Raw genomic sequence first — 375 nt, forward strand, 5'->3', positions numbered from 1 at the left:
AACATGGAAAAGCGTTCGCACAAAAGTGTCTGCAGCATGGCATCTATGTCGGATACCCGGCAACATACATGAGCAATGCTTCTATGAATGAGGCCTTTTTCGAGGCGTTGGAACCAGCACTGGATCTAGCACTCGCAGACTATTGCAGGTCCGAAGATATGACGACACCGTTCACCGATGCTTCGATGGTCGAATACTGCATGGAGGCATTCCGCACGACAGAAAAGGCATGTCTGTCGAACAAGCACTATTGGGCGTGATACTAGAGGGCGAAGTCTAGGAAAGACGCGACAAAAATTGCAATCACCAACTTTTTCTATTGTTTCGATTCCTACTCATATTGCCATGAACGAAATCGATCTCAACGATTACGAT

The 375-nt window shown here is 46.7% G+C and carries 1 pseudogene; it reads left to right on the forward strand.

What is annotated here, in order from left to right:
- A pseudogene (locus ACLFKU_RS44360) lies at window positions 1–260 on the forward strand (aminotransferase); the annotation flags it as partial.
- Window positions 261–375 lie beyond the last annotated feature (115 nt).

The organism is Paraburkholderia sp. EG304 (assembly GCF_046543485.1).
In the GTDB taxonomy this organism is placed as follows: domain Bacteria; phylum Pseudomonadota; class Gammaproteobacteria; order Burkholderiales; family Burkholderiaceae; genus Paraburkholderia; species Paraburkholderia youngii.